The 23587-nt window shown below is 69.3% G+C and carries 21 protein-coding genes; 12 read left to right on the top strand and 9 right to left on the bottom strand.

What is annotated here, in order from left to right:
- The first annotated feature begins 2 nt into the window (after positions 1-2).
- The 8 genes from BCF44_RS32150 to BCF44_RS32185 all read left to right on the top strand — a co-directional run bounded on the left by BCF44_RS32150 (position 3) and on the right by BCF44_RS32185 (position 6974).
- Complete coding sequence (locus BCF44_RS32150; protein WP_116178194.1) at positions 3-524, top strand: F0F1 ATP synthase subunit B; 522 nt, start codon at positions 3-5, stop codon at positions 522-524.
- On the top strand, positions 524-1060 hold the full coding sequence (atpF, locus tag BCF44_RS32155; protein WP_116178195.1) for a F0F1 ATP synthase subunit B: 537 nt from the start codon (positions 524-526) through the stop codon (positions 1058-1060). The genes BCF44_RS32150 and atpF overlap by 1 nt, the downstream gene beginning before the upstream one ends.
- On the top strand, positions 1060-1878 hold the full coding sequence (locus tag BCF44_RS32160; protein ID WP_116178196.1) for a F0F1 ATP synthase subunit delta: 819 nt from the start codon (positions 1060-1062) through the stop codon (positions 1876-1878). Before atpF ends, BCF44_RS32160 begins: the two co-directional genes overlap by 1 nt.
- 49 nt (positions 1879-1927) lie before the next feature.
- Complete coding sequence (gene atpA, locus BCF44_RS32165; RefSeq protein WP_116178197.1) at positions 1928-3568, top strand: F0F1 ATP synthase subunit alpha; 1641 nt, start codon at positions 1928-1930, stop codon at positions 3566-3568.
- Between the two features lie 9 nt (positions 3569-3577).
- On the top strand, positions 3578-4468 hold the full coding sequence (locus BCF44_RS32170) for a F0F1 ATP synthase subunit gamma (RefSeq protein WP_116178198.1): 891 nt from the start codon (positions 3578-3580) through the stop codon (positions 4466-4468).
- A gap of 1 nt (position 4469) precedes the next feature.
- A complete protein-coding gene (gene atpD, locus BCF44_RS32175) occupies positions 4470-5894 on the top strand; it encodes a F0F1 ATP synthase subunit beta (protein ID WP_116178199.1) in 1425 nt (474 codons plus the stop codon).
- A 261-nt stretch (positions 5895-6155) separates the two neighbouring features.
- Complete coding sequence (locus BCF44_RS32180; protein WP_170217861.1) at positions 6156-6521, top strand: F0F1 ATP synthase subunit epsilon; 366 nt, start codon at positions 6156-6158, stop codon at positions 6519-6521.
- A 27-nt stretch (positions 6522-6548) separates the two neighbouring features.
- Positions 6549-6974 (top strand): DUF2550 domain-containing protein, encoded by a 426-nt coding sequence (locus BCF44_RS32185; RefSeq protein ID WP_116178200.1) that lies wholly within the window; start codon positions 6549-6551, stop codon positions 6972-6974.
- Positions 6975-7073: 99 nt separating this feature from the next.
- On the opposite strand, the gene BCF44_RS32190 is transcribed toward BCF44_RS32185, so the two are convergent.
- Positions 7074-7646, bottom strand: coding sequence for a cob(I)yrinic acid a,c-diamide adenosyltransferase (locus BCF44_RS32190; protein WP_116178201.1), 573 nt, complete (start codon positions 7644-7646; stop codon positions 7074-7076).
- Between the two features lie 78 nt (positions 7647-7724).
- Here BCF44_RS32190 and murA point away from each other — a divergent pair, with 78 nt between their 5' ends.
- On the top strand, positions 7725-8993 hold the full coding sequence (gene murA / locus BCF44_RS32195) for a UDP-N-acetylglucosamine 1-carboxyvinyltransferase (RefSeq protein ID WP_116178202.1): 1269 nt from the start codon (positions 7725-7727) through the stop codon (positions 8991-8993).
- Positions 8994-9016: 23 nt separating this feature from the next.
- Here murA and BCF44_RS32200 read toward each other — a convergent pair whose 3' ends face one another.
- Entirely contained in the window at positions 9017-9622 is a 606-nt protein-coding gene (locus tag BCF44_RS32200) for a hypothetical protein (RefSeq protein ID WP_147328712.1), read from the bottom strand.
- A gap of 202 nt (positions 9623-9824) precedes the next feature.
- Between BCF44_RS32200 and BCF44_RS32205 the strand changes: the two genes are divergently transcribed.
- The gene (locus BCF44_RS32205; protein WP_116178204.1) at positions 9825-11816 is read left to right on the top strand and encodes a protein meaA; all 1992 of its coding nucleotides are present in this window, start codon (positions 9825-9827) and stop codon (positions 11814-11816) included.
- A gap of 53 nt (positions 11817-11869) precedes the next feature.
- Here the strand turns inward: BCF44_RS32205 and BCF44_RS32210 are convergent, their stop codons facing one another.
- The 6 genes from BCF44_RS32210 to BCF44_RS32235 form a co-directional block, all read right to left on the bottom strand.
- Positions 11870-12691 (bottom strand): alpha/beta hydrolase, encoded by an 822-nt coding sequence (locus BCF44_RS32210; protein ID WP_116178205.1) that lies wholly within the window; start codon positions 12689-12691, stop codon positions 11870-11872.
- Between the two features lie 372 nt (positions 12692-13063).
- Positions 13064-14092 carry an ABC transporter ATP-binding protein gene (locus BCF44_RS32215; protein ID WP_116178206.1) on the bottom strand — a complete coding sequence of 343 codons (1029 nt, stop codon included), beginning with the start codon at positions 14090-14092 and terminating at the stop codon, positions 13064-13066.
- A gap of 4 nt (positions 14093-14096) precedes the next feature.
- Positions 14097-15143: an ABC transporter ATP-binding protein gene (locus BCF44_RS32220; protein ID WP_116178207.1), complete on the bottom strand. Its 1047-nt coding sequence runs from the start codon at positions 15141-15143 to the stop codon at positions 14097-14099.
- Positions 15143-16153: an ABC transporter permease gene (locus tag BCF44_RS32225; protein ID WP_116178208.1), complete on the bottom strand. Its 1011-nt coding sequence runs from the start codon at positions 16151-16153 to the stop codon at positions 15143-15145. Before BCF44_RS32225 ends, BCF44_RS32220 begins: the two co-directional genes overlap by 1 nt.
- 75 nt (positions 16154-16228) lie before the next feature.
- Positions 16229-17986, bottom strand: a complete 1758-nt coding sequence (locus tag BCF44_RS32230) for an ABC transporter substrate-binding protein (RefSeq protein WP_116178209.1) — start codon at positions 17984-17986, stop codon at positions 16229-16231.
- A 62-nt stretch (positions 17987-18048) separates the two neighbouring features.
- On the bottom strand, positions 18049-19047 hold the full coding sequence (locus tag BCF44_RS32235) for an ABC transporter permease (RefSeq protein ID WP_116178210.1): 999 nt from the start codon (positions 19045-19047) through the stop codon (positions 18049-18051).
- A 401-nt stretch (positions 19048-19448) separates the two neighbouring features.
- Between BCF44_RS32235 and BCF44_RS32240 the strand changes: the two genes are divergently transcribed.
- Positions 19449-20222 carry an enoyl-CoA hydratase-related protein gene (locus BCF44_RS32240; protein ID WP_116178211.1) on the top strand — a complete coding sequence of 258 codons (774 nt, stop codon included), beginning with the start codon at positions 19449-19451 and terminating at the stop codon, positions 20220-20222.
- A 374-nt stretch (positions 20223-20596) separates the two neighbouring features.
- The gene (locus BCF44_RS32245; RefSeq protein ID WP_116178476.1) at positions 20597-22894 is read left to right on the top strand and encodes a discoidin domain-containing protein; all 2298 of its coding nucleotides are present in this window, start codon (positions 20597-20599) and stop codon (positions 22892-22894) included.
- Positions 22895-22941: 47 nt separating this feature from the next.
- Here the strand turns inward: BCF44_RS32245 and BCF44_RS32250 are convergent, their stop codons facing one another.
- Positions 22942-23586, bottom strand: coding sequence for a methyltransferase domain-containing protein (locus BCF44_RS32250; RefSeq protein WP_116178477.1), 645 nt, complete (start codon positions 23584-23586; stop codon positions 22942-22944).
- Position 23587: the final 1 nt, after the last annotated feature.

Here is a 23587-nt window from a genome sequence, read left to right on the forward strand (position 1 = left end):
TCATGCGGAACGAGGTTCTCGCGGCTGGAGACAACTTTCTCCTTCCCAACGGCACCCTCATTGGCGAGCTCATCATCTTCGTCATCGTTCTGCTGGTCATCTGGCGCCTCGTGCTGCCGCCCGTGCAGAAGGCGCTGAAGGACCGCGAGGACATGGTCCGCAAGGAGGCCGAGCAGTCGCGGCAGGCTGCGGAGACCTTCGAGCAGGCCGAGGCGAAGTACAACGAGGCGTTGGCCGAGGCCCGTGCCGAGTCCGCGGCCATCCGGGACACCGCGCGGGCCGAGGGCCAGCGCATCCTGGACGACATGCGGCAGCGGGCCCAGGCCGAGGCCGACCAGATCGTGCAGCGCGGCGACGAGCAGCTCGCCGCGCAGCGCGCCCAGGTCGTCGCCGAGTTGCGCACGCATGTCGGCGAGCTGTCCACGGCGCTGGCCGGGCGGGTCGTCGGCGGCGAGCTCACCCCGGCGGCGCGGAGCAACGCCAACGTCGACCGCATTCTCGGCGAGCTGGAGGGGAACGGCTGATGGGCGTAATCGAGTACATCGCTGAGCTCGTCGCGTTCGCGATCATCGTCCTGTTCGTCGTGCGGTACATCGTGCCGCCGGCCAGCAAGGCGATGAAGGCTCAGCAGCAGGCCATCAAGGCCCAGATCGAACGGGCCGAGGCGACCGAGAAGCGGCTCGCCGTCGCGAAGTCCAAGTACAGCGACGCGGTGGTGGAAGCACGCGAGGAAGCGGCGAAGATCCGCGACAACGCGCGTGCGGACGCGCAGCGGATCGTCGAGGAGATGCGCGCGCAGGCCGACCGCGAGGTCGAGCGCATCCGGCTGCGGGGCGAGGAGGAACTCGCCAACCGCCGCCAGCACCTGATGCGCGAGCTGCACGCCTACCTCGGTCAGCGGGCGGTCGAGGTGGCCAACCGCCTGGTCGAGGAGCACCTGGCCGACGCCGGCGCCCGCGGCGCCACCGTCGACCGGTTCCTGGACGAGCTGGACGCGATGTCCGCCCGTGACGCGGCGGCCGCCGAGCCGTCGCTGGTCGCGAGCAAGGGAGAGAGCTGATGCACGCCGCAAGTCGTGAGGCGCTCGCGGCGGCCGAGCTGCGGCTGCTGGACGTCATCGACGGCGCCGACGACCAGGGTCTGGTGACGCTGGGCGAGGAGCTGTTCGCGGTCGTCCGGCTGCTGATCGACGAGCACGCGCTGCGCCGCGCCGTCTCCGACCCCTCGTCCGACCCGCAGGCCCGCGAGGGCCTGGTGCGCGGGCTGCTCGGGGCCAAGGTCGGCGAGGGCACGCTCAAGGTGCTGTCGGCGGCCGTCGCGGCCCGCTGGTCCAGCGCCCGCGAGCTGCTGGACGGCCTGGAGTCGCTGGCCCGGACCGCGCTGCTGGTGCGCGCCGAACGGGCCAACCGGCTGGACGCGGTCGAGGACGAGCTGTTCCGGCTGGGCCGGATCATCGCCGGCCAGACCGAGCTGGCCCAGGTGCTCGGAGCCAGCGGCGGCAACGCCGCCGGCAAGGCCGCGCTGGTCGACTCGCTGGTCGCCGGCAAGGTCGAGCCGGTCACCGAGATCCTGGTCCGCCAGCTGGTGACCGCCCCGCGGGGCCGCGACATCGTCGCCGGCCTCGAGGAGCTCACCGCGGTCGCCGCGCGGCGCCGCGAGCGGTCGGTCGCCTACGTGCGGTCCGCCGTCGAGCTGACCGCCGCCCAGGTGGACCGGCTGGCCGCCACGCTGCAGCGGATCTACGGCCGCCAGGTCGTGCCGCACGTCGAGATCGACCCGACGGTGCGGGGCGGGCTCGTGGTCAAGGTCGGGGACGAGGTCATCGACGGCAGCGTCGCCGGCCAGCTCGACCTGCTGCGCCGAAACCTTGCCGGCTGAGTCGGCTCCCAACGTTAGAGACCCAGAGCGAAGTGAGAGCAGGAACGACATGGCGGAGCTGACGATCTCGTCGGACGAGATCCGCAGTGCGATCGAGAACTACGTCTCCAGCTACTCCCCGGACGTCAACCGGGAAGAGGTCGGCACCGTCACCGCGACGGGTGATGGCATCGCCTTTGTCGAGGGCCTGCCTTCCGCTGTGACCAACGAGCTGCTGGAGTTCCCGGGCGGCATCCTCGGCGTCGCGCTCAACCTGGACGTGCGCGAGATCGGCGCGGTCATCCTCGGCGGCTACGAGTCGATCGAGGAGGGCCAGGAGGTCAAGCGGACCGGCAAGGTGCTGTCGGTGCCGGTCGGCGACGGCTTCCTGGGCCGCGTGGTCAACCCGCTCGGCCAGCCCATCGACGGCCTCGGCGACATCGTGAACGACGACGAGCGCGTTCTCGAGCTCCAGGCCGCGACGGTGATGCAGCGCCAGCCGGTGAAGGAGCCGCTGCAGACCGGCATCAAGGCGATCGACTCGCAGACGCCGATCGGCCGGGGCCAGCGGCAGCTGATCATCGGCGACCGCAAGACCGGCAAGACCACGGTCTGCATCGACACGATCATCAACCAGAAGCAGGCCTGGGAGTCGGGCGACCCCAAGCAGCAGGTGCGCTGCGTGTACGTCGCCGTCGGCCAGAAGGGCTCCACCATCGCCGCCGTGAAGACGGCGCTGGAGGACGCGGGCGCGCTGGAGTACACCACCATCGTCGCCGCCCCGGCGTCCGACCCGGCCGGCTTCAAGTGGCTGGCCCCGTACACCGGCTCGGCCATCGGCCAGCACTGGATGTACCAGGGCAAGCACGTCCTGATCGTGTTCGACGACCTGACCAAGCAGGCGGAGGCCTACCGGGCCATCTCGCTGCTGCTGCGCCGCCCGCCGGGCCGCGAGGCGTACCCGGGCGACGTCTTCTACTTGCACTCCCGCCTGCTGGAGCGCTGCGCGAAGCTGTCCGACGACCTGGGCGCGGGCTCGATGACCGGTCTGCCGATCATCGAGACGAAGGCCAACGACATCTCGGCCTACATCCCGACCAACGTCATCTCCATCACCGACGGCCAGTGCTTCCTGGAGTCGGACCTGTTCAACCAGGGCCAGCGCCCGGCGGTCAACGTCGGTGTGTCGGTGTCCCGGGTCGGCGGCTCCGCCCAGATCAAGGCCATGCGCAAGGTCGCCGGCTCGCTGCGTCTGGACCTGTCCCAGTACCGGGAGCTGGAGGCGTTCGCCGCCTTCGCCTCCGACCTGGACGACGTGTCCAAGGCCCAGCTGGCCCGCGGCGCCCGGCTGTACGAGCTGCTCAAGCAGCCCGCCTACAACCCGTTCCCGGTCGACGAGCAGGTCGCGTCCATCTTCCTGGGCACCCGCGGCCACCTGGACTCGGTGCCGGTGGAGGACATCCGCCGCTTCGAGTCCGAGTTCCTCGAGCACCTGCGGCACAACGAGGCCGGCATCCTGACCGAGATCCGCGACACCCGCGACCTGTCCGACGAGAACGAGGAGCGCCTGGTCAAGGCGATCGCCGCGTTCAAGAAGGGCTTCCGCGCCTCCGACGGCTCCTCGGTCGTCGAGCACCCGGCGGACGCGATGGACGCGGACGAGGTCGGCCACGAGTCCGTGACCGTCAACCGGCCCGCGCCGAAGAAGTGATGACGACCCATGGCAGCTGAGCTTCGAGTTCTCCGGCAGAAGATCAGGGCGGTCCAGTCCACCCAGAAGATCACTCGTGCCTACGAGCTGATCGCCACCTCGCGCCTGCCCAAGGCGCAGCAGCGGATGGCCGCGTCCCGGCCGTACGCCGAGGAGATCACCCGGGCGCTGACCGAGCTCGCCACCGTCTCCACGCTGGACCACCCGCTGCTGGTGGCCCGGCCGGAGCCGAAGCGGGCCGCGGTGCTCGTCGTCACCAGTGACAAGGGCATGTGCGGCGCCTACAACTCGTCGGTGCTCAAGCGTGCCGAGGAGCTCCAGTCGCTGCTGCGCGAGCAGGGCAAGACCCCGGTGCTGTACGTGATCGGCCGCAAGGGCATGACGTACTACAGCTTCCGCAACCGGGAGCTGGCCGGGTCCTGGTTCGGCGTGTCCGACCAGCCCGACTACGCCACCGCCGCCGAGGCCGGCAGCGCGCTGGTCGAGTCGTTCATGTCCGAGGAGGGCGTGGACGAGGTGCACGTGGTGTACACCGAGTTCAAGTCCATGCTGACCCAGAGCCCGGTGGCCAAGCAGGTCGCGCCGCTCGAGGTCGAGTACGAGGAGGAGCCGACCGCGGCCCGCACCTCGTACGAGTTCGAGCCGGAGGCCGAGCAGCTGCTCGGCGCGCTGCTGCCCAAGTACATCAACACGCGCCTGTTCTCGGCGCTGTTGGAGGCGGCGGCGTCCGAGCTGGCCTCGCGCCAGCGGGCGATGAAGGCGGCCACGGACAACGCGAACGACCTGCTCCGCGACTACAGCCGCCAGGCCAACGCGGCCCGCCAGGCCCAGATCACCCAGGAGATCAGCGAGATCGTCGGTGGCGCCAACGCCCTCGCAGCCGCAGGAAGTGATGAGTGAGATGACTACCGCAACCGCCAGCTCCACCGGCCGCATCGCTCGCGTCCTCGGCGCCGTCGTCGACGTCGAGTTCCCGCGTGGCGCGGTGCCCGAGCTGTTCAACGCCCTCAACGTGCAGGTCGACACGGCCGGCATCAACCGTCTGCTGACGCTGGAGGTCGCCCAGCACCTGGGTGACAACCTGGTCCGCACCATCTCGATGCAGCCCACCGACGGTCTGGTCCGCGGCCACGCCGTGACCGACACCGGCAAGCCGATCTCGGTGCCGGTCGGCGACATCGTCAAGGGCCACGTGTTCAACGCGCTGGGCGAGTGCCTGGACGAGCCGGGCCACGCCGCGGACGCCGAGCACTGGGGCATCCACCGCAAGGCGCCGGCGTTCGACGCCCTCGAGGGCCGCACCGAGATGCTGGAGACCGGCCTCAAGGTGATCGACCTGCTCACCCCGTACGTGCAGGGCGGCAAGATCGGCCTGTTCGGCGGCGCGGGCGTGGGCAAGACGGTGCTCATCAAGGAGATGATCATCCGTGTCGCCCGGAACTTCGGTGGCACCTCGGTGTTCGCCGGCGTCGGCGAGCGCACCCGTGAGGGCAACGACCTCATCCTGGAGATGACCGAGGACGGCGTCATCAACGACACCGCCCTGGTCTTCGGCCAGATGGACGAGCCGCCGGGCACCCGTCTTCGCGTCGCCCTGTCCGCGCTGACCATGGCGGAGTACTTCCGCGATGTGCAGAACCAGGACGTGCTGCTGTTCATCGACAACATCTTCCGGTTCACCCAGGCCGGTTCCGAGGTGTCGACGCTGCTCGGCCGCATGCCGTCGGCCGTGGGTTACCAGCCGACGCTGGCCGACGAGATGGGTGAGCTCCAGGAGCGCATCACCTCGACCCGTGGCCGGTCGATCACGTCCATGCAGGCGATCTACGTGCCCGCCGACGACTACACCGACCCGGCGCCGGCGACCACGTTCGCCCACCTGGACGCCACCACCGAGCTCTCCCGGACGGTGTTCTCCAAGGGCATCTTCCCGGCGGTGGACCCGCTGGTGTCGACCTCGACCATCCTCAACCCGGCGATCGTCGGCGAGGAGCACTACCGGGTCGCCCGCGAGGTCGTCCGGCTGCTCCAGAAGTACAAGGACCTGCAGGACATCATCGCCATCCTCGGCATCGACGAACTGTCCGAAGAGGACAAGGTGACGGTGCAGCGGGCCCGGCGCATCGAGCGCTTCCTGTCGCAGAACATGTACTCCGCGGAGCAGTTCACCGGCCAGCCCGGCTCGACGGTGCCGCTCAAGGAGAGCGTCGAGGCGTTCGACAAGATCGCCAAGGGCGAGTTCGACCACTACCCCGAGCAGGCGTTCTTCATGTGCGGCGGCCTCGAGGACCTGGAGAAGAAGTACAAGGAGCTCACCGGCAAGTGAGTTTCTGCGGTGGGGGTGCCGACTCCGGTCGGCACCCCCACCGCGAGGCCGCGCCGGTGCCTGGAGCGGTTGGCGGATTTCGAGCGCCGCCACCCGACGCACGCACCAGCCGAGCCGACGCGGCGCTCGAAATCCGGCAAGCGAAGGCACCGGGTCCGAGCGGCCTCGCCCCGCGCGGAACGCGCGGCAAAGGCAGAGCGCGGCCCAAGCACACGCAGTAACCAGTAGAATCGGTCCTCGAGGTCGACGAAGGAGATGAACGTGGCCGAGATGTCCGTCGAGTTGGTCGCCGTCGAGCGTCGTCTGTGGTCGGGCCAGGCCACGATGGTGCTGGCGCGGACGATCGAGGGCGAGATCGGCATCCTGCCTCGCCACATCCCGCTGCTCGGCCAGCTGGTCGACGGCCACGCCGTGGAGATCCGCACCACGGACGGCGAGACGGTACGCGCCGCCGTGCACGGCGGCTTCATCTCGATCAGCGAGCGCGGGGTGAGCATCCTCGCCGAGTCCGCGGAGCTCGCCGACGAGATCGACGTCGACGCGGCCCGCGCGGGCCTGGACAGCGACGACGAATCGGAGCGGACCAGAGCAGCGGGCCAGCTGCGCGCCGCGGGCCAGACGGTCTGAGCCGGGCTGACGGGCGGGGCCGTGGACATGACTTGGATCGTGGCAGTGGTCCTGGTCGCCACGGCCGGGGGGCTGGGCCTGCTGGCCTGGCGCCGGCTGAGGTTGCTGCGCGCCGGCGGTGTGCACGTGGCCCTGCGGGGCCGCAAGGACGACAGCGGTCGGGGCTGGCAGCTCGGCGTCGGCCGCTATCGCGGTGACGAGTTCGTCTGGTACCGGGTGCTGTCCGTGCGCACCGGCCCGGACAAGGTGATCCGCCGTGACGGCCTGGAGATCGACGCCCGCCGCGAGCCCACCGGCCCGGAGACGTACTCGATGCCCCTGGGCTCCATGGTGATCAGCTGCCACGGACCGGACGGCACCGTCGAGATCGCCATGGGCGTCGACGCCATGACCGGCTTCCTGTCCTGGCTGGAGTCGAGCCCACCCGGCAGCGCCATCCCCTGGGCCAGCTGACAACCCCCGCGAGTCGCGCTCTCAGACACATCGAATGTAGGTCTCGGGCACATGCCTGAGACCTACATTCGGTGTGCTCCAGAGCGCGACTCGCCGGGTTCAGGCGTTGCCGCCGGGCTGCCAGAGGACGTCGCCGTCGGGGTTGGCGGTGCGGGCGAGGATGAACAGCAGGTCCGACAGCCGGTTGAGGTACTTGGCGGCCAGCACGTTGGTGCGGTCCGGCTCGGCCTCGATCAGGGCCCAGGTGCCCCGCTCGGCCCGCCGGGCGACGGTGCGGGCCTGGTGCAGCAGCGCGGCGCCGGGAGTGCCGCCGTTGAGGATGAACGAGCTCAGTTTCTCCAGGTTCGCGTTGTACTGGTCGCACCACCCCTCCAGCCGATCGATGTACGGCTGGGTGACGCGCAGCGGCGGGTACTTGGGATCCGGCACGACGGGCGCGCAGAGGTCCGCGCCGACGTCGAACAGATCGTTCTGGATCTTGCGGAGCAACCCGACGAGCTCCTCCGGCAACTGACCGAGTGCGATGGCCACGCCGATGCAGGCGTTGGTCTCGTCCACGTCGGCGTAGGCGGTGAGCCGGGGCGAGGTCTTGGGCACGCGGCTGCCGTCGCCGAGCGCGGTGGTGCCGTCGTCGCCGACGCGGGTGTAGATGCGGGTCAGGTGCACGGACATACCCGGACCCTAGAGCTTTTCGCGTTTCCGTACGATGGTCGGCGGCCCCGCCGGGTCGAAGACGCTAGGAGATACAGGTTGAGCGAGCACTTCAGGGTCGAGGGCGGGGCACGGCTGGTCGGCGAGGTGGACGTCGTCGGCGCCAAGAACAGCGTGCTCAAGCTGATGGCGGCGGCCCTGCTGGCCGAGGGCACGACCACGCTCACCAACTGCCCGGAGATCCTGGACGTGCCGCTGATGGCGGACGTGCTGCGGGACCTGGGCTGCGACGTCGTGGTGTACGGCGGCACGGTCACGATCACCACGCCGGCCGAGCTGAACCACGAGGCGACCTCGCCGTCGGTGGGCAAGCTGCGGGCCTCGGTGTGTGTGCTGGGCCCGCTGGTGGGCCGCTGCAAGCGCGCGGTGGTCGCGCTGCCGGGCGGCGACGCGATCGGCCAGCGCCCGCTGGACATGCACCAGAGCGGCCTGCGCCAGCTCGGCGCGTCCAGCACGATCGAGCACGGCTGTGTGGTGGCCGAGGCCGAGGACCTGCGTGGCGCGCAGATCTGGCTGGTCTTCCCGAGCGCGGCGGCCACCGAGAACATCCTGATGGCCGCGGTGCTGGCCAACGGCACGACGGTGATCGACAACGCCGCCCGCGAGCCGGAGATGAGCGACCTCTGCACGATGCTGGTGCAGATGGGCGCCAAGATCGAGGGCGCCGGCACCTCCACGCTCACCGTGCACGGCGTGGACAAGCTGGAGCCGACCCAGCACCGCGTGATCGGCGACCGGATCGTCGGCGCGACCTGGGGCTTCGCCGCCGCGGTGACCCGCGGCGACATCACCGTGCGCGGCGTCGACCCGCATCACCTGGACCTCGTGCTGGAGAAGCTGCGGATGGCCGGCGCGGACGTGTCGCTGGTCGACAACGGCTTCCGCGTGGTGATGAGCCAGCGGCCCAAGGCGGTGGACTTCGTCACGCTGCCCTACCCCGGCTTCGCCACCGACCTCCAGCCGTTCGCGATCGCCATGGCCGCCGTCGCCGACGGCACGTCGATGATCACGGAGAACCTGTTCGAGTCCCGCTTCCGGTTCATCGAGGAGATGATCCGGATGGGCGCGGACGCCCGTACCGACGGCCACCACGCCGTCGTGCGCGGCCTGGAGCGGCTGTCCGGCGCGCCGGTATGGGCCTCCGACATCCGCGCCGGCGTGGGCCTCGTGCTGGGCGGCCTGTGCGCGGAGGGCGTCACCGACGTCTGGGACGTGTTCCACATCGACCGGGGCTACCCGCAGTTCGTGGAGAACCTCCAGCGCCTGGGCGCCAACATCCAGCGGGTGACCGCGCCGCCGGAGCACTGAGTCCCGGCGGCGCGGCCGCGCCGTCAGATCTGGTACGCCTTGTCGCGCACCAGGGTCAGCAGCTGGTCGACGGTCAGCGGGAAGGTGCCGCGGATCGCGCCGTCCGGCTCGCCGCCGTCGCGCTGGGGCAGGTAGTTGTGGTCCTGCGCCAGCACCAGGGTGCCGTCGGCCCGCAGGTTCTCGGCGAACCTGGTGGTGGCGACGCCGCCCGGGGTCTGCTCGTCGTCCTCCAGGACGTAGGTGTGCGAGCCGTTCTTCTCGTGCACCAGGGAGCAGCGGGTGGCCTTGGCGCAGCCCTTCTCCAGCGCGTCGACGGTGGTCGGGCCGGAGACCTGGAGGTACACGTTCTCGCCGCCGTTGGTGTCGGTGAACCAGACCTGGCCGCCGAGGTAGCTCTGCCCGCCGAACTGGCTGACCCGGTCGTTGCCGAAGTCGGACAGGTCGACGTCCCGGGCGTTCGGGTCCAGCTTCGGGAAGACCTTCGCGGTGTGCTCCCGGTTGAGCGTCTGCTGGGCGTACAGCTGGTCCCAGGTCGGCTGGCCGGTGGCCGTGGTCGTCGACGCCAGCGCGACGGGGGCGCTGAGCAGGGTGAACGCGGCCGCGAGCGCGGCGGCGGTGCGGAGTGCCATGGTGATCCCCCTCGGATCGTTGATCATTACGTCGGGGGAGACGCCGGCGTTTTCGCCCCGGTTGTCGGCCGGAACGTGACTTGTGCGGGTTGCACGGATCGCCGTGACCCTTCTAAACCGATCGTGTGAGGAACTCCACCGGGTAGGACAAGTTACCCGCCAGTACCCTGACTGGACACGACGCCGTGACCGGAGGTGGGCTGTGCCGTACCCGACCGACCGCGACCGCGATCGCCCGTGGGTGATGCGCACGTATGCCGGGCACTCGTCGGCGGCCGCGTCCAACGCGCTGTACCGCCGCAACCTGGCCAAGGGGCAGACGGGCCTGTCGGTGGCCTTCGACCTGCCCACCCAGACCGGCTACGACTCCGACCATGAGCTGGCCAAGGGCGAGGTCGGCAAGGTGGGCGTGCCGATCGCGCACATCGGCGACATGCGGCAGCTGTTCGACCAGATCGAGCTGGCCGACGCCAACACCTCGATGACCATCAACGCCACCGCGATGTGGCTGCTCGCGCTGTACGTGAGCACGGCCCAGGAGCACGGCGCCGACATCGCCAAGCTGGCCGGCACCACCCAGAACGACATCATCAAGGAGTACCTGTCCCGCGGCACGTACGTGTTCCCGCCGGGACCCAGCCTGCGGCTGATCACCGACATGGTCGCCTGGACCGTCGCCAACGTGCCGAAGTGGAACCCGATCAACGTCTGCTCGTACCACCTCCAGGAGGCCGGCGCGACGCCGGTGCAGGAGATCGCGTACGCGATGTGCACGGCGATCGCGGTGCTGGACGCGGTGCGCGACTCGGGCCAGGTGCCGGCCGAGCGGATGGGCGACGTGGTCGCCCGCATCTCCTTCTTCGTCAACGCCGGCGTGCGTTTCGTCGAGGAGATGTGCAAGATGCGGGCCTTCGCGCAGCTGTGGGACGAGATCACTCGCGACCGCTACGGCATCGCCGACCCCAAGCAGCGCCGCTTCCGCTACGGCGTGCAGGTCAACTCGCTGGGGCTGACCGAGGCGCAGCCGGAGAACAACGTGCAGCGCATCGTGCTGGAGATGCTGGCGGTGTCGCTGTCCCGTGACGCCCGCGCGCGGGCGATCCAGCTGCCGGCGTGGAACGAGGCCCTGGGTCTGCCCCGGCCGTGGGACCAGCAGTGGGCGCTGCGCATGCAGCAGGTGCTGGCGTACGAGACGGATCTGCTGGAGTACGAGGACATCTTCGACGGCTCGCACGTGGTGCAGGCCAAGGTGGACGAGCTGCTGGCCGGCGCCCGCGAGGAGATCGACCGGGTGCAGGCGATGGGCGGCGCGGTCGCGGCCGTGGAGAGCGGGTACATGAAGTCGGCGCTGGTGAGCTCGCTGGCCGAGCGCCGGCGGCGGCTGGAGGCCGGCGAGGACGTCATCGTCGGCGTGAACAAGTTCGACACCAGCGAGCCGTCGCCGTTGCAGGCCGAGGGGGCCAAGGCGATCGAGACGATCGACCCGGCGGTGGAGAAGCAGGCGATCGAGGCGTTGCAGCGGTGGCGCGCGTCGCGGGATTCCGCGGCGGCCGAGGCGGCGCTGGTGGCGCTGCGGGACGCCGCGAAGACCGACGAGAACCTGATGGAGGCCAGCCTGGCGTGCGCCCGCGCCGGCGTGACGACCGGCGAGTGGGCGGCCGCGCTGCGCGAGGCGTTCGGCGAATACCGTGCCCCGACCGGGGTTTCCGCCGCGGCGGCGGTCGGCGAGGCCGGCTCGGCGATCGCCGCGGTGCGGGAACGTGTGCAGGAGACCGGAAAGCAGCTCGGCGAGCGGCTGCGGATCCTGGTCGGCAAGCCCGGTCTGGACGGCCATTCCAACGGCGCCGAGCAGATCGCGGTGCGCGCCCGGGACGTCGGCTTCGAGGTGATCTACCAGGGGATCCGGCTGACGCCGGCGCAGATCGTGGCCGCCGCGGTGCAGGAGGACGTGCACATCGTGGGCCTGTCCGTGCTGTCCGGCTCGCACCTGGAGGTCGTGCCGGCGGTCGTGGAGGGCCTGCGGGTGGCCGGGGCCGGCGACGTGCCGGTGATCGTCGGCGGCATCATCCCGCCGGACGACGCCGCCGCGCTGGCCGAGCGGGGCGTGGCCCGGGTCTTCACGCCCAAGGACTACGAGCTGACCCAGATCATGGACGAGATCGTGAACGTCATCCGCGAGGCGCAGGGTCTCTGAACGTGCGAAAAGCCCCGGAAGGCGTTGCCTTCCGGGGCTTTTCGCGTCGGTGGTCAGCGCGCGGCGGACTCGATGAGCTTGGTGACGGCGTGCGGCTGGGAGACCAGCACGGCGTGCGAGGCGCCCTTGATCTCGACGGTGTGCGCGTGGGCGCGCTGCGACATGAACTCCTGGGCCTTGGCCGGGATGTTCTTGTCACCGGTCGGGATCAGCGACCAGGACGGGATGGTGTGCCAGGCGGGCTCGCCCGAGGGCTCGTCCAGCGCGGTGGCGGCGATCGGGCGCTGGGTGGCGGCCATCAGCTTGGCCTGCGACAGCGGCACGTCGGCGGCGAACTGCTGGGGGAAGAGGTCCTGCTTCACGTACAGGTCGGTCACGCCGTCGGGCGTCGACACCTGCTGGAGCGTGGCGCCGAGGGTGCTGCCCGGGAACTTGCCGGCCAGCTGACCGGCGGACTCGCCCTTCTCGGGGATGAAGGCGGCGATGTAGACCAGCGCCTTCACGTTCTTCTCGCCGAGGGCGGCGTTGCTGATGACCTGGCCGCCGTAGGAGTGGCCGACCAGCACGACCGGGCCCTGGACGCTCTCGATCAGCGACTTGAGGTACGCCGCGTCGGAGGCGACGCCGCGCAGCGGGTTGGCCGGGGCGATGACCTTGTAGCCGTCGCGTAGGAGCTCGCCGATCTCCCCGTTCCAGCTGGAGGCGTCCGCGAACGCGCCGTGCACCAGGATCACGGTGGGCTTGGGGCCCTTGGTGTCCGGCGCGGCCGCCGTGCCGGTGGTGGCCGAGGACGACGGGGCGAGGGACAGCGCCGCGGTGGCGGCGAGGGCGACGCCGACGGCCAGGGTGCGGGCGATGGTGGCCTTGATACGCATCTCGGGTGCTCCTTCGGTGGTCTCGCTGACAGGAAGAACCGTATGCGATTACATCGTGCACAATCAAGTTGCTAACGATGTGCTCGCGGTCACACGTGGACGGGTTCTTGGCTGTAGGCGACACCATATGTGCAGGTCAGCGTGGTCCTGATGCGCTCGGCTCAACCGTGCCGAACCTGACCGACCACCGTCCGAACGGGCAACCCCCGCCCGTCCTCACATACCCCGACACGCCAAAACCCCCGCGAGTCGCGCTCTGGGACAGACCGAATGTAAGAACCAGGCAGATCTGAGCCTTGAGGCTCGTTTCTGCCCCAGACCTACATTCGGTGTGTCTGTGAGCGCGACTCGCGGGGGTTTGGCTGGGGGGGGTTACTCGGCGGTGGCGGTGGCCTTGTCCGGGGTCGCCGCCGGGGCGTTCTCCGGGAAGTGGCAGGCGACCTGCTGGCCGGGGGCCAGCTCCACCAGGGGTGGCTCCACGGTCTTGCACTTGTCCTGGGCCTTCCAGCACCGGGTGTGGAACCGGCAGGCCGGCGGCGGGTTGATCGGGCTGGGCACGTCGCCGAACAGCCGGATGCGCTCCCGCTTGCCCTTGTTGTCCGGGTCCGGCACCGGCACCGCCGACAGCAGCGCCACCGTGTACGGGTGCATCGGCCGCTCGTACAGGGCGTTGCGGTCGGCGACCTCCATGATCTTGCCGAGGTACATCACCGCGACCCGGTCGGACACGTGCCGCACCACCGACAGGTCGTGCGCGATCATCACGTACGTCAGGTCGAGCTCGCTCTGGAGGTCCTCCAGCAGGTTGATCACCTGCGCCTGGATGGACACGTCCAGCGCGGACACCGGCTCGTCGGCCACGATCAGCTTTGGCTTGAGCGCGAGCGTGCGGGCGATGCCGATGCGCTGGCGCTGGCCGCCGGAGAACTCGTGCGGGTACCGGTTGTAGTGCTCCGGGTTGAGTCCGACCAGCTCCAGCAGCTCCTGCACGGCCTTCTTGACGCCCTGCGGGGTGGCCACCTTCTGGAGCTTGAACGGGGCGCCGATGATGGTGCCCACGTTGTGCCGGGGGTTCAGCGACGAGTACGGGTCCTGGAAGATCATCTGCACGTCGCGGCGCAACGGCCGCATCGCCGAGTTGGACAGGTGCGTGATGTCCCGTCCCTCGAAGACGATCTTGCCCTCGGTCGGCTCGAGCAGCCGGGTGAGCAGCCGGCCGGTGGTGGTCTTGCCACAGCCGGACTCGCCGACCAGGGACAGCGTCTCGCCGGTCCGCACCGAGAAGTCGAGCCCGTCGACGGCCTTGACCGCGCCGACCTGCCGGCGCAGCAGTCCCCGGCGGATCGGGAAGTGCTTGCGCAGTCCCGAAACCGTCAACAGACTGTCCACAGTGGTCTCCATCTTCCTAGAGTTTCGGCTGGATCTCGTTGGTCCAGATCCGGAGCCGCTGGTCGACGCTCATGTGACAGGCCACCTTGTGGCCGCCACCGATGTCCACCAGTTCGGGTACCACCGACGTGGTGGCGTCGCCGGGCAGGTCCTTGTACGCGCACCGCGGGTGGAACGCGCACCCGCTGGGCACGTTGATCAGGCTGGGCGGGGTGCCCTTGATCGGCAGCAGCCGCTCGGAGCGGTCCCGGTCCAGCCGCGGCATCGAGCCGAGCAGGCCCCAGGTGTACGGATGCTGCGGCCCGTGGAACACCTCGCGCGCGCTGCCCTGCTCCACCGAGCGCCCGGCGTACATCACCATGATGTCGTCGGCCAGCTCGGCGACCACGCCCAGGTCGTGCGTGATGATGATGACCGCGGAGCCGAACTCCTGCTGGAGGTCCTTGATCAGATCCAGGATCTGGGCCTGCACCGTGACGTCCAGCGCGGTGGTCGGCTCGTCGGCGATCAAGAGCTCCGGGTCGCAGCACAGCGCCATGGCGATCATCGCGCGCTGCCGCATGCCGCCGGAGAACTGGTGCGGGTAGTCGTCCACCCGCGAGTTCGGCTGCGGGATGCCGACCCGGTCCAGCATCTCGATGGCGTGCTTGCGGGCCACCGCCTTGGTCACCTTGTGGTGGATCCGGTACGCCTCGATGATCTGCTGCCCGACCGTGTAGAACGGGTGCATCGCCGACAGCGGGTCCTGGAAGATCATCGCCATCTTCTTGCCGCGCAGCGAGCGCACGTGCTCGTCGTCGGCCGACAGCAGCTCCTCGCCGTCCAGCCAGATCTCGCCGGACATCTTGGCCTTGGCGTAGCGCTGCAGGCCCATCAGGGCCATGCTGCTCACGCTCTTGCCGGAGCCGGACTCGCCGACGATGCCCAGCGTCTTGCCGCGCTCCAGCTTGAACGACAGCCCGTCCACCGACTTGACCAGGCCGTCGTCGGTGGGGAAGTGCACCCGGAGGTCGTTGACCTCCAGGAAGCTGCGCTGCTGCGGCGGATCCCAATGCTCGGTCACTAGATACGCACCCTCGGGTCGATGACCACGTACAGAATGTCCACGACCAGGTTGGCAATGATGACGAAGGTGGCGGCGAGAATGGTCACGCCGAGCACCTTCGGCAGGTCGTTCTGGGTGATCGCCTGCAACGCGTACGCGCCGAGGCCGTTGAGCGAGTAGGTTTTCTCGGTCAGGATCGAGCTGCCCAGCAGGATGCCGATGTCCAGGCCGAAGATGGTGGTGATCGGGGTCAGCGCGGCGCGCAGGCCGTGCCGGACCACGACGGTCCGCTCCGGCAGGCCCTTGGCCCGCGCGGTGCGGATGAAGTCCTCGCCCATCGTCTCCAGCATGCCGGCCCGGGTCAGCCGGGCGTAGGCCGCGGCGTTGAGGAACGCCAGCGTCAGCCAGGGCAGCACCAGGTCGTAGGCCCACAGCGCCGGGTTCTGGGTGAACGGCGTGTAGCTGCTGCCGGACGGGAACCAGCCCAGCGTGTAGCTGAAGATGTTCAGCGCCAGCAGACCGGTGAAGAAGATCGGCAGCGAGACGCCGGCCAGCGCGATGCCCATCGCGGTCCGGTCGAAGACGCTGCCCTTGCGCAGCGCGGAGACCACGCCGGCGGAGACGCCGAAGGCCAGCCAGACGATCGCGCCGCCGACGGCCAGCGACAGCGTCACCGGGAAGCGGTCGATCAGGTCCGGCAGCACCGGCTGCTGCTGGAGGAACGAGTAGCCCAGGCAGGGCGCCGGGCAGTGCACCGTGGTCGGACCGGTGTTGTAGTCCGCGCCGACGAAGATGCCCGACAGGAACCGTCCGTACTGGACGTAGAGCGGGTCGGTGAAGCCGAGCTTGACCGCCAGCGCGTGGATCTGCGCCACGTCCGCGGACTTGCCGACGTAGCGGGACGCGAGGTCGTCCGCGGTCGCGCCGCCGATGCGGGGCAGCAGGAAGAAGATCAGGAACACCGCGATGCTGACGATGAACAGCATCACGACGGCGCCGATCAGGCGACGAATCAGATATGCGAACACCGGTACGGCTGACGGCCGCCCGGCCGCCGTCTCGCGACGGCGGCCGGGCGCCCTACGCCTTCACCTACCTTCCGGCTACTTCTTCACGCCGAGCGCGAGGTAGTCGTACATGCCGAACGCGTCGTTGACGAACACGTTGGTCAGGTTCGCCGGGCGGTACAGCAGACCCTTGGCGAAGATGCCCGGCAGGATGTACGCGTCGGACATGACCTTCTTGTCCACGTCCACCCACGCCTTGTTGCGGGCGTCGGTGTCGGACGTCGTGGTCGCCTTGTCCACCAGCGCGTCGACGGCCGGGTCCTTGACCGTCAGGTTGGTGTTGCCGCCGGAGGCGTGGATGACGCGGCTGTCGACGATCTGCTTGAGGAAGCCGAAGCCGTCCGTCCAGTCGCCCTGCCAGCCGGTGAGCATGATGCCCAGGCCGTTGGCCTTGGCGTAGTCCGGCTTGCCCGCGTACAGCTTGAAGTAGTCGCTGGTCGGGTACGGCTTGATGGTCAGCTTGATGCCGACCTTGCCCAGCGACTGCTGGAGCGCCTCGGCCGCGTTCTTCTCCTTCGGACGCTCGGCCCGGTAGGAGATGTTGGTGCTGAAGCCGTTGGGCTGGCCGCAGGCCTGGAGCTCCTGCTTGGCCTTGTCGGCGTCGCCGGCGTGGTTGGGCGACGGGAACGGGTCGAAGTTCTCCGAGCCCTGGGTGGGCGGCGGCAGCAGGTGCGTGGCGATGTCGCCGCCGCTGGTCGGGCCGCCGTACGCGGCCTGGTAGGACGTCTTGTCCGCGGCGTACTCGATGGCGTTGCGGCAGTGGACGTTGTCCAGCGGCGCGACGTCGCCGTTGATGCCGGCGTACCAGAGCCGGTCGCTGACCGGGTTGTCGGCGTTCTGCTTCTGCGCCGGGTTGCCCAGGATCTTGCCCTGGGCAGCGGCCTGCACACCGGTGCCGGCGATGTCGATGTCGAGGTCGCCGGCCTGCAGCCGCGAGTCGATGTCATCGGCGTTGACGTTGAGCTGGACCGTGATCTGGTCCGGCAGCGGCTTGCGGTTCGGGTCCGTGCTCTGGTCCCACTGGTCGTTGCGGACCAGCGTGAAGTTCTTGCTGAGGTTGTTCTCGGAGAACTTGTACGGACCGGTGGACACGACGTGCTTCTTGTAGTCGGCGCCCTTGTCCGCGGCCACCGGGACCGGCTGGGTCGAGGGCAGCGCCGCGAAGTAGTCGAAGCCGGAGAACGCCGTCTTCAGGTGGAAGACGATCGTCGAGTCGTCCGGCGTCTCGATGGCCTTGAGGCCCAGCTTGTCCGGCGACGGGTCGCTGTAGGGCGTGGTGTAGCCCTGGAGGTCCAGGAAGTCGTTGAAGTACGTGGGGCCGTCGGGGAAGACGGTCTTGTCGAGCGAGCGCTCGACGGCGTACTTGACGTCCTTGGAGGTGACCTTGGTGCCGTCCTCGAACTTCACGCCCGAGCGCAGCTTGTAGGTCCAGGTCTTGCCGCCGTCGCTGGACTGGCCGAGCGACTGCGCGAGGTCCGGCACCAGCTTGGTGCCCTCCTGACCGGGGGCGGAGGCGAACATGACCAGGCCGCGGCCGGTCAGGCGGGCGAAGTTCCACTCGTAGCCGTAGTACATGTCGGCCGGGTCCAGCGAGTCCCAGTCGCCCGAGTTGGCGAACCTGAGGGTGCCGCCCTTGGTCTCAGAGGGGTTGAACACCTTGCCGATGGCGGCGTTGAACGCCGCGCCACCGCCGCCGCTGGTGCTCGACGAACCGGAGCCGCCGCCGCAGGCGGTCAGGCCCACGGCGAGCGCGGAGGCGACGGCGACCGCCGCCATGACCCGCTTTCTCTTCATGATCTGGTCAACCCCTCATCTTCTCGAACCTGCATTCCAGACTGGGTGCAGAACTTGGCCCGTCACCGGGCACGTGGGTCGAGCGCGTCGCGCAGACCGTCACCGAACAGGTTGAACGCCAACACGGTGATGAAGATCGCCAGACCGGGCACGAGCATGAACTCGGGGTCGATCTGGTAGTACTGCGTCGCGTCGGACAGCATGCCGCCCCAGGTGGGGGTCGGCGGTCGCACGCCGACCCCGAGGAAGGACAGCGCCGACTCGAACAGCACGTTCGTCGGGATCAGCAGCGTGGAGTACACCAGGATCGGCGCGGCCAGGTTGGGCAGCAGCTCGCGGAACAGGATGTGCGGCGCCCGGGCGCCGAGGCTGCGCGCGGCGTCCACGAACTCGCGCTCGCGCAGCGACAGCGTCTGACCGCGGATGATCCGGCCGATGTACGACCAGTTGAAGAAGCCGATGATGAAGATCAGCAGGGCGATGCGCAGCGCGTCGCCCGAGAGGCCGAAGGCGTTGTCCGGCACCACGCCGGCCAGCGCGAGGGCGAACAGCAGCAGCGGGAACGCCAGGAAGACGTCCATCAGCCGGCTGATCAGCGTGTCGACCCAGCCGCCGAAGAAGCCGGCGACGACGCCCAGCACGGTGCCGATGACCACCGACATCACCGTGGACAGGAAGGCGATCAGCAGCGACACCCAGGAGCCGGCGAAGATGCGGGCCAGCAGATCGCGGCCGTTGACCGGCTCGACGCCCAGCGGGTGGTCGGCGCTGATGCCACCGAGCGGGCCCTTGGGGATCTGGAGGTCGGGGTCGATCAGCGACTGGTTGAAGGTGGCGGTGGGGATGATGCCGAACACCCGGTCCAGCACGAAGGCCACGGCCGCGGTCACCACCAGGATCGCCACGACGATGCCGCCGACCATCGCGACCCGGTCCCGCCGCAGCCGCATCCAGGCGATCTGCCGCAGCGACCGGCCCTCGATCGCCTTGCCCATACCGGCCAGCACGGCCTCAGGCTCTGCCTGGACCGCGTCGCCCGGAACATCCATGGGCGCCGTCATCGTCTCACCTCTGCCTTCGGCGACCGCACAACCAATTGCACCGTTGGGAACTCACCAGTTCCCGTGAGTTCAGCAGACTCTCTTACCTATGGCCGAGTGGCGCCAGATTCATCGCCCGTCCGTGGCGCGATTGTGATTGAAATGGCGGTGAGGTGGCCGCCGAGCTACCCTGTCCGGCCTAAGCGAGGCTACGGCATACGGACGTACCGGCTTTGGTGCTCGGTCCAACATGTCGACGGAGGGTGACGACCGTCGCGGTCACGCCCTGATGTGGCGGCAATCGTCCGAACGAACTCCGGAATTCACCTACCAATGGTGCTTGTGTGATTTCGCCGGAATGCGCAGCGCATTCGGCGGGTGACACGCTGTGAATGCTTGTCGGGTGTGGCAGCGTGGGGAGCATGGCCACCTACCAGCACATCCTGCTCGACCGTGCCGGGGCGACGGCACGGATCACCATGAACCGCCCGTCGCGGCGCAATTCGCTGTCCGCCGACCATCTGGGCGAGCTGCTCGACGCCGTCCGGACGGTGGCCGCGACCGACGCCACCGGTCTCGTCCTGGCCGCCGCCGGGCCGGTCTTCTCCGCCGGCCACGACTTCGGCGACGTCGCCTCCCGCGACCTGCTCGGCGTCCGTGAGCTGCTGACCACCTGCACGGCGCTGATGCAGGCCTTGCAGTCGGCGCCGCAGGTCGTCGTCGCTCGCGTGCATGGCCTGGCTACTGCCGCCGGCTGTCAGCTCGTGGCGTCCTGCGACCTGGCCGTAGCGGCGTCGTCGGCGGCGTTCGCACTGCCCGGTGGGCACGGGGGCTGGTTCTGCCACACGCCGTCCGTGCCGGTGGCGAGGGCGATCGGGCGTAAGCGGCTGATGGAGATGGCGCTCACCGGTGATCCGATCCCGGCGCAGACGGCGTTGGAGTGGGGGTTGGTGAACCGGGTCGTGCCGGACGCCGAGCTGGACGCCGCCGTCGACGAGCTGCTGGCCCGTGCGACGCGGGGCAGCCGGGCCAGTAAGGCGCTGGGCAAGCGCACCTTGTACGCGCAGTTGGACCGCCCGGAGGCCGACGCCTACACCTTGGCCCTGGAGGTCATGGCCGCCGCCTCCCAGCTCCCCGACGCCCGCGAAGGCATGGCCGCCTTCCTGGAGAAACGCCACCCCACCTGGTCCGCCTGACCCCCGCGAGTCGCGCTCTCGAGCACACCGAATGCAGGCCTCGAGCACACCCCCGCGCGTCCCGCTCAGCGACGTACCGAATGTCGGTTTCGTGCAGATCTGAGACCTGAGGCTTGTTTCTGCCTGAAACCGTATTTCGGTGTGTCTGTGAGCGCGACTCGCGGGGGTTTGCGGGGTTGCGTTGGTTGTTGCGGGGGTGGAGCGTGGGGGTGGCGGCCGGGTGGCCGCCCGGTGGTGCACGTTTGCGCAAGAGTTGTATACTTGCGTTGATCGATAGAAAGTTTTCAACTTTCTGATACAGATATTGCAGTCAGTCGTCCCGTCTTTCTAGGGTGGCCGTCACACCGGCATCCTGAGCCGAAGTGGAGACGACGATGTCTGCGCTATCCCTGCGTTCCTCATCCCTGCGACTAGCCGCGGCGGGCCTGAGCGTCGCGACGCTCGTCGGACTCGCCCTCGCCGCCCCGCACGGCACGCCGTCCGCGGCGGCGGCCACCGGCGGTCGGGGTGCGACCGTCCCGTTCACCGAGTACGAGGCCGAGGCGGCCGGCACCAACGGCACCGTGATCGGCCCCTCCCGCACCGCCGGCACCCTGGCCGGCGAGGCGTCCGGCCGCAAGGCGGTGACCCTGTCCGGCAACGGCAAGTACGTCGAGTTCACCCTCACCACGGCCGCGAACGCGGTGACCCTGCACTACTCCGTGCCCGACGCGGCGGGCGGCGCGGCCTACACGACGCCGATCGAGGTCTACGTCAACGGGTCCAAGGACCGCGACCTGACGCTGACCAACAAGTACAGCTGGTACTACGGCGGCTATCCCTTCACCAACGACCCCGGCGCCGGCAACCAGCACCACCTGTACGACGACGTGCGCACGATGTTCGGCAGCACGCTTCCCGCCGGCGCCAAGGTGAAGTTCCAACTCGACGCCGCCTCGGTGGCGGTCACCCTGGACACCGCCGACTTCGAGAACGTAGGCGCGCCCATCGGGCAGCCGGCCAACTCGCTGTCGGTCACCTCGTACGGCGCCGACCCGAGCGGAGCCGCCGACTCCGGCGGCGCGTTCGTCAACGCGATCGCGGCGGCACAGTCCCAGGGCAAGGTCCTCTATGTGCCGCAAGGCACCTACACCGTCAACCAGCACCTGACCGTCAACAACGTGACGATGCAGGGCGCGGGGCCGTGGTACAGCGTGCTGCACGGCAACCGGGTCGGCGTCTTCGGCCTCGGCGAGCCCAACAGTTGCGGCCAGGGCGGCAATTCCGGCGTCAGCAGCAACGTCAAGCTCTACGACTTCGCGATCATGGGCGAGGTGACCGAGCGCAACGACTGCGACCAGGTCAACGGCATCGGCGGCGCGCTCGGCGGCGGCTCGGTGGTCTCCGACCTGTGGATCCAGCACGTGAAGGTCGGCCTCTGGCTGGACGGCCCGTTCGACGGCCTCACCGTCTCGAACAACCGGATCCTCGACACCACCGCGGACGGGCTGAACCTGCACGACGGCATCAGCCACGTCACCGTCACCAACAACTTCCTGCGCAACCTCGGCGACGACGGGCTGGCCATGTGGTCGGAGATCAACGCCGACCACGACAACACCTTCTCGTTCAACACGGTCGAGTTGCCCATGCTGGCCAACAACATCGCCATCTACGGCGGCCACGACAACAGCGTCACCGACAACGTCGTGACCGACACGCAGACCCAGGGCGGCGGCATCCACGTCGCCAACCGGTTCAACGCCGTGCACGTCTCCGGCACGACCACGTTGGCGCGCAACACAACCCTGCGCGCCGGCGTGCTCGATCCCAACTGGCAGTTCGGCGTCGGCGCGATCTGGTTCGACGCCCAGCAGGGCGCCCTCGACGGCACGGTCAACGTCACCGACTCCAACCTCCTGGACAGCTCGTACGAGGCGATCCAGACCGTCGAGGGCTCGACGGTGAGCAACGTGCACTTCAGCAACGACACCATCGACGGCACCGGCACGTTCGTGCTGCAACTCCAGGCCGGCGGCTCGGCGAGCTTCGCCAACGTCACCGCCGCGCACGTCGGCGCGCCCAACCCGATCTACAGCTGCCTCGGCAACGGCTTCACCATCACCGACAACGGCGGCAATGCCGGCTGGTACCCGTCGACGCCGTACTGCGGCGGCTGGCCGCCGCCGGTCTACACCTACCCGGGCGGCGGCAACCCGCCGCCGACCACGACCACCACGACGACAACCACCACCACGACCACCGCGCCGCCGAGCGGGAACCTGGCGCTGGGCAAGGCGATGAGCGCCAGCAGCTACACCCAGGTCTACGGGCCGGGAAACGCCAACGACAACAACACCGGCAGCTACTGGGAAAGCGCCAACAACGCGTTCCCGCAGTGGTTGCAGGTGGACCTCGGGTCGTCGACGTCCGTGCGGCGGATCGTGCTCACCCTGCCGCCGTCCTCCGCGTGGGGCGCCCGCACGCAGACCCTGTCCGTGCTCGGTTCCAACGACGGCGGCTCGTTCAGCACCCTCGTCGGCTCCGCCGGCTACCGGTTCGACCCCAACACCGGCAACACGGTGACGATCTCCGTTCCGCAGACGAGCCAGCGCTTCCTGCGGCTCAACTTCACCGGCAACGACGGCTGGCCGGCCGGCCAGGTGTCGGAGTTCCAGGTCTACTCCTCCTGACCTGGAAGGGCGGGATCCCCGCTGTGGCGGCTCGGGATCCCGCCCGCTCAGGTCAGTCCGGCGGCCTGCAGCTCGGCGAAGCCGACAAAGCGGAACATGCTGGTGTTCTCCTCGAGCGGCAACGGTTCGCCGCGATACCGGTGCACGCCGACGCCGTAGTCGACGTCCGGTTCGGACACCCACGCCCGGTCGAACTCCTTGGCCTCGAACCATTCGCAGATCTGCGGCACGCGATCGGGCGCGGTGCGGCCACGGGTCCAGATCACCGTGCCGCCGGTCGCGGCGAGCCGGCGGCAGGCGTCGACGGTTCGTTCGATGTCGGGCAGCGTGATGTTGCCGAAAACCCCGCACATCAACACGAGATCCGCCGGCGCGAGGCCGCGGTAGTGGTCGGTCAGCGACGCGTCGCCGGTGATCACTTCCACGTCGAGCCCGGCCGCCGCCGCTGCCGCCATTGCGGTGTTACGTGCGTCCAGCTCCACGAGACGTGCTTTCACGTCACCTCGGCGCGGATGGTCGGCAAGCACCTCCAGCAGGTCGTGGCCCTGCCCGGCGCACACGCTCAGCACCCGCACGGGCCCGGCGGGCGCGCCGTCGAGCGTCCTGCGGATCTGCGCCTGCACGGCGCGAAGCCGTTGTGACAGTGAGGAATCCGGTCGGTGGTAGGCGTCGTGCCAATCGAGCCAGTCCATG

The organism is Kutzneria buriramensis, from assembly GCF_003387475.1.
Classification (GTDB): Bacteria; Actinomycetota; Actinomycetes; order Mycobacteriales; family Pseudonocardiaceae; genus Kutzneria; species Kutzneria buriramensis.

Bases quoted from the DNA above. Each gene is read 5' to 3' on its own strand.
- BCF44_RS32150 (WP_116178194.1), top strand. From the start codon at position 3: ATGCGGAACGAGGTTCTCGCGGCTGGAGACAACTTTCTCCTTCCCAAC.
- atpF (WP_116178195.1), top strand. From the start codon at position 524: ATGGGCGTAATCGAGTACATCGCTGAGCTCGTCGCGTTCGCGATCATC.
- BCF44_RS32160 (WP_116178196.1), top strand. From the start codon at position 1,060: ATGCACGCCGCAAGTCGTGAGGCGCTCGCGGCGGCCGAGCTGCGGCTG.
- atpA (WP_116178197.1), top strand. From the start codon at position 1,928: ATGGCGGAGCTGACGATCTCGTCGGACGAGATCCGCAGTGCGATCGAG.
- BCF44_RS32170 (WP_116178198.1), top strand. From the start codon at position 3,578: ATGGCAGCTGAGCTTCGAGTTCTCCGGCAGAAGATCAGGGCGGTCCAG.
- atpD (WP_116178199.1), top strand. From the start codon at position 4,470: ATGACTACCGCAACCGCCAGCTCCACCGGCCGCATCGCTCGCGTCCTC.
- BCF44_RS32185 (WP_116178200.1), top strand. From the start codon at position 6,549: ATGACTTGGATCGTGGCAGTGGTCCTGGTCGCCACGGCCGGGGGGCTG.
- BCF44_RS32190 (WP_116178201.1), bottom strand. From the start codon at position 7,646: ATGTCCGTGCACCTGACCCGCATCTACACCCGCGTCGGCGACGACGGC.
- BCF44_RS32200 (WP_147328712.1), bottom strand. From the start codon at position 9,622: ATGGCACTCCGCACCGCCGCCGCGCTCGCGGCCGCGTTCACCCTGCTC.
- BCF44_RS32210 (WP_116178205.1), bottom strand. From the start codon at position 12,691: ATGCGTATCAAGGCCACCATCGCCCGCACCCTGGCCGTCGGCGTCGCC.
- BCF44_RS32215 (WP_116178206.1), bottom strand. From the start codon at position 14,092: ATGGAGACCACTGTGGACAGTCTGTTGACGGTTTCGGGACTGCGCAAG.
- BCF44_RS32230 (WP_116178209.1), bottom strand. From the start codon at position 17,986: ATGAAGAGAAAGCGGGTCATGGCGGCGGTCGCCGTCGCCTCCGCGCTC.
- BCF44_RS32235 (WP_116178210.1), bottom strand. From the start codon at position 19,047: ATGACGGCGCCCATGGATGTTCCGGGCGACGCGGTCCAGGCAGAGCCT.
- BCF44_RS32240 (WP_116178211.1), top strand. From the start codon at position 19,449: ATGGCCACCTACCAGCACATCCTGCTCGACCGTGCCGGGGCGACGGCA.
- BCF44_RS32245 (WP_116178476.1), top strand. From the start codon at position 20,597: ATGTCTGCGCTATCCCTGCGTTCCTCATCCCTGCGACTAGCCGCGGCG.
- BCF44_RS32250 (WP_116178477.1), bottom strand. From the start codon at position 23,586: ATGGACTGGCTCGATTGGCACGACGCCTACCACCGACCGGATTCCTCA.